Raw genomic sequence first — 4131 nt, forward strand, 5'->3', positions numbered from 1 at the left:
AAAAAGCACCAGTTTTATAACCAGTGCTTTTAATCATTATCGCTTTGGCTCTATTATATCATATATAATGTCAAATACCATGACATAAAATTGACATTTTTATTTTAACACTTTAATTCCAAACAACTGTATTGCATATTTTTTTAATGCTTTATTTTTTTCTCTATAGATATGTCTTTCACTAATTCCAAGTTGTTCAGCTACATACTCTAATGATTTATTATTTATAAGCCATTCTCTTAATATTTTTTCGTACTTTTCGTTATCTTTAGCAAAGTTATTTAATGTATTTTCTATACTTTCGATAGCGTTTATTGTTTCTTTAAGCTCAGTTTCTGCTCTATCTCTTCTAAAAATCTTATTTATTAATATATCTTCGGCATCTATAGAGCTACCACCTGGCATATCTTTATAGGCTATTGCTCTGCCTTCAATTTCTGCATTAAGTTTATTTATTTCATCTTCAAGATTCATTTTTGCTATAACTAAGTTGTTATAATTCCTAAGGTATTCAATTGTTTCCCTGAGATAATCCATGCTAAAGTCACCTGCCTATAAATTAGATTTATCTCCTCGTTTTGACGCATTGCAAAGAGTTGCTAAGAAAAATCCAATTATTGCTCCTATTGATAAACATAATATATGGCTTATATTAAACATACCTTGTTCTCCTCCTTAATATCCTTTCATCCTCTTCCTTGTCCTCAAACAATTTTCTATTGTAAATTCAAGAGCTTCATCTCTTCGCCTATTGTATTGCTTCAAAAGCTTTCTTTTTTGCAAATAATTATATGTCTTTAAAGCAAGTTCTGTATATTTACCACTCATATTGTTCCCTCCTTAAGCTCAACTTCTACTCTTGGATTTTCATCATAGAATTTTTCAACATCACATTTAACAACTTGGCTATCATCGTCATAAGCTATTTTGTTTAAGCTGTCCAAAATTGACTTAACAATATTATCTACATCTGGCTTTTTGACAGGTCTTATTTTCCCTTTAAGCATTTCCTCTCTTTTCTTTTTAGAAGTGCTTTTAGGAATGCTATAATAAGCTGTTATCTTTGCACTTATTTGACCGTCTATTTTATTACCACCTTGTTCTATAAAACAAGTCTTAACCCAATTTTCATACTGTATTGTTTCCTTTGGGGTATATGCTATTCCTGTTTTTGTTGACATTCTGGGCCTTGCTTTTGCTTTAGGCTCTCCTGGAATTATAAATTTAATTGATTTCAATATAATCAACTCCCAAACTTTAAAATGGAATATCGTCTGTATTCTCAACAGGGAAGAAGCCTGTCCCATCATAATTATTATTTGTATTATCCGTGTATGTTGCCTGCTCCTGATTATTATTTTTAAGTTTATCAAGAAATTGCACCATTTCAGCAACTACTTCGGTTATGTACCTATTAGTCCCGTCCTGTGCTGTATATTTTCTCGTTTGTATAGAACCTGATACAGCAACAAGCCTTCCTTTTGAAAGATTGTTTGCAGCAGTTTCAGCAAGCTTTCTCCAGCATACAATTGGAATAAAATCAACTGGTCTTTTCCCGTCTTCTCCAATATAATTTCTATCAACTGCTAAGTTAAAATGTGACACTGCTATACCTGAACTCGGCGTAAATTTAAGCTCTGGATCCTTTGTTAGTCGACCAATCAAAACAACTTTATTCACCCTTAGTCACCATCCTTGAATCTTTTGATTTTAGATCTAAAATAAATCTCTGGGCCATTGTAGCCACTTGAATTATCTCCGCTGCTGCTAACCTGGAATAATTCAAAAGCATTTTTGCCTCATCTTCTGCATTATCATTTCTTTTAACTCTTTCCCAAAGCATTTTCAGTGCAGTATCTATGTTCTCGATTTCCTCATTTGCTTCATCAACTTCTTCAAGTATTACTGCGAATCCTTCATGCTGGCTATTCATTGGAGCATGTTCTGATATTGCTCTTTTAAGTTCATTAATTATGACCATATCAACGTCTTTTATTAGCTCTTTCATTATTTCACCTTCTCATATTTTTTCATCCTGTAATTATATTTCTGACCATTAAACACAACCATATTGTCTCCACATTTTTCAATCAGCCGACCTGCTAATGCTTCATCTAAATCTATAAGCATATCTGGTGTACATTCAGTAGATATAAGAGTAGGTAAGTTGTTTATATAACGATAATTTATAATTGGATATATATGCTTCATATCTGCTTCAGTTAATCCTATAAATTGACCATTAATCTTGATGAATTTTCCATTCTTTACTTTGTCTTTAAATAAATCATCAATAATTAAAACTTCTGCCATCTGATATCTGCCGCAGAGCCTAATATAATACTCTTCATCCTGCACATTAGCCTTTAAAGATTTCATTGCTTCTAAATAAGGCATGTACACAACCTTTACAGGAGGATCCATATTAAGCAATGCAGCTCCAATGGCAACTATAATATGAGTTTTACCTGCTCCTGGCTGACCAAATAATCCAAAACTATTTTCTTTGCATTGACGTATATCTTCAAAGTTCTTTATATAGTTTATTGCTTTATCCCGTGCTTTCTTAGTGAGTTCATCATAAGGAGCATACTCATTTAGCTTTTTTACCTCATCCGGATTAATGCCAAAGTTTTTCCATAGCCTTGTTATTACGTCTTTTTCATAGCACTTGCATCTTTTACAAGTTCCATCTTCGTTTATAATCCAGCCTGTATCCTTACAATCAGTGCAGTTATATTTAGAACTATCCTCCATACTTTGAAAAGTCATATTCGATTTCGCCATCTCTATTATTCGATTGATTGTTTCCGATATTTGGTCCATCTCTATTTAACTCCTCCTTGCCTTCTAATTTCCAATTCCTTAAAATCCCCTCTATGTAACTTAAAATAAATTTATTTTTATTTTTAATTGTTTTTTCCAAAGCATCCTTTACCCAATCCATGCCATATTCATTTATAAGTATTTGTAACTTAGGAATATGTGCTGCTATACTTTCACCTGGTTTAAGTTTTTCATAGTATTTGCAAAGTTCAATAATATTTTTATCAAGAGAGAGAGAGTTAATTTTATTTTTATTATCATTAATATTATTTAATTGATAGTTTTCGGTGCGGAAACTATTATTACTCTCTCTTTTACTTTCTTTTTCTTTTCTTTCTTTTTCTTTTCTTTCCCCGTTTCCGTCACCGGAAACCTCGTTTAAAGGGGGTTTCCACTCCGAAAACTCCACATTAACGGGGGTTTTTTCTTCAATAACTGGTTTTTGTGGCATTTCTGTTATTCTTTTCTTAAATGCGTCCCGTACATTGTCTACTAAGTTTTGAGACCATATAATTTTTTGTTTATCCCATAATTCCTTATCAATTGCATCTAAATCAGCTAAAGTATCAAGAATATTGTTAGCAGTTTCACTGTTTAAGTGTGTTTTTGCAAGTAAAAACTCCCAATCAGCAACATTATTACAGTCATAATACATTCCATTTGTATTTCCCAAGAGCTCCAATACTTTGAACCAAAAAGCATATCCATCATTGCCAAATTTACTCTCAAGCACAAACATTGTTTTATGGTGATTAACAAAATGAGGGAAATATTCTATTGTTTGTTTTTTAGGTCTTGCCATATTTTTTATTTCACCTACCTTGCTTAAGAAACTCTTCTTTTAAAAGCCACATATTAGCCCTCCTTTTTAATTTCCTTTTTACAAAACGGACATACAAATAAACCTTTCTTTATTTCAACCATCTTGTTTCTGCATACTGGGCAAACCATCTTAGCCATTTATTTTCCCTCCATTCTTATTGCTAATCCCGTACATTATCTTTATATAATCGTCTTTTGAAAGATTTAATTCTTTAATCGCTGTTTGTATTGCGGTATCAACATTACAGTTGTCACGAAAATATATCTCTATAACTTTATTCAAAAACTCTCTCCTTGTCATCGCTTTCCTCCTATATGAGGCAGGTTTTATTTACCTGCCTCTTTGTTTTTTACTGCCTCCTGAATCTCTTTTAATATAAACTCATACTCTGTTTGCTTAATCTGCTCAGTCTTTTGATAGTTATGTTTTAATAGAATGTCCTTTACAATCTGCTCGTTGCCTTTTCCCGCTACTTCAAATAT

9 protein-coding genes are annotated in these 4131 nt (G+C 32.1%); all 9 read right to left on the reverse strand.

Annotated elements, in window-relative coordinates:
• Positions 1-99: 99 nt before the first annotated feature.
• A complete protein-coding gene (locus B5D15_RS15005; RefSeq protein WP_078697900.1) occupies positions 100-537 on the reverse strand; it encodes a DUF1492 domain-containing protein in 438 nt (145 codons plus the stop codon).
• Positions 538-675: 138 nt separating this feature from the next.
• Positions 676-828 (reverse strand): hypothetical protein, encoded by a 153-nt coding sequence (locus B5D15_RS15565; RefSeq protein ID WP_179122339.1) that lies wholly within the window; start codon positions 826-828, stop codon positions 676-678.
• Positions 825-1229, reverse strand: a complete 405-nt coding sequence (locus tag B5D15_RS15010) for a RusA family crossover junction endodeoxyribonuclease (protein WP_143287345.1) — start codon at positions 1227-1229, stop codon at positions 825-827. The genes B5D15_RS15565 and B5D15_RS15010 overlap by 4 nt, the downstream gene beginning before the upstream one ends.
• Positions 1230-1257: 28 nt before the next feature.
• Complete coding sequence (locus tag B5D15_RS15015) at positions 1258-1680, reverse strand: single-stranded DNA-binding protein (RefSeq protein WP_078697902.1); 423 nt, start codon at positions 1678-1680, stop codon at positions 1258-1260.
• Positions 1673-2008 carry a hypothetical protein gene (locus tag B5D15_RS15020; protein ID WP_078697903.1) on the reverse strand — a complete coding sequence of 112 codons (336 nt, stop codon included), beginning with the start codon at positions 2006-2008 and terminating at the stop codon, positions 1673-1675. The genes B5D15_RS15015 and B5D15_RS15020 overlap by 8 nt, the downstream gene beginning before the upstream one ends.
• Entirely contained in the window at positions 2008-2826 is an 819-nt protein-coding gene (locus tag B5D15_RS15025; RefSeq protein ID WP_341429378.1) for a DnaA ATPase domain-containing protein, read from the reverse strand. The genes B5D15_RS15020 and B5D15_RS15025 overlap by 1 nt, the downstream gene beginning before the upstream one ends.
• Positions 2747-3628, reverse strand: coding sequence for a Lin1244/Lin1753 domain-containing protein (locus tag B5D15_RS15030; protein ID WP_078697905.1), 882 nt, complete (start codon positions 3626-3628; stop codon positions 2747-2749). Before B5D15_RS15030 ends, B5D15_RS15025 begins: the two co-directional genes overlap by 80 nt.
• Positions 3629-3681: 53 nt before the next feature.
• Complete coding sequence (locus B5D15_RS15840; protein ID WP_341429379.1) at positions 3682-3786, reverse strand: zinc finger domain-containing protein; 105 nt, start codon at positions 3784-3786, stop codon at positions 3682-3684.
• The gene (locus tag B5D15_RS15570; RefSeq protein WP_179122340.1) at positions 3779-3949 is read right to left on the reverse strand and encodes a hypothetical protein; all 171 of its coding nucleotides are present in this window, start codon (positions 3947-3949) and stop codon (positions 3779-3781) included. The genes B5D15_RS15840 and B5D15_RS15570 overlap by 8 nt, the downstream gene beginning before the upstream one ends.
• Positions 3950-4131 lie beyond the last annotated feature (182 nt).

Origin of the sequence: Caloramator quimbayensis (genome assembly GCF_900167605.1) — a bacterium.
Lineage (GTDB): Bacteria > Bacillota > Clostridia > Clostridiales > Caloramatoraceae > Caloramator_B > Caloramator_B quimbayensis.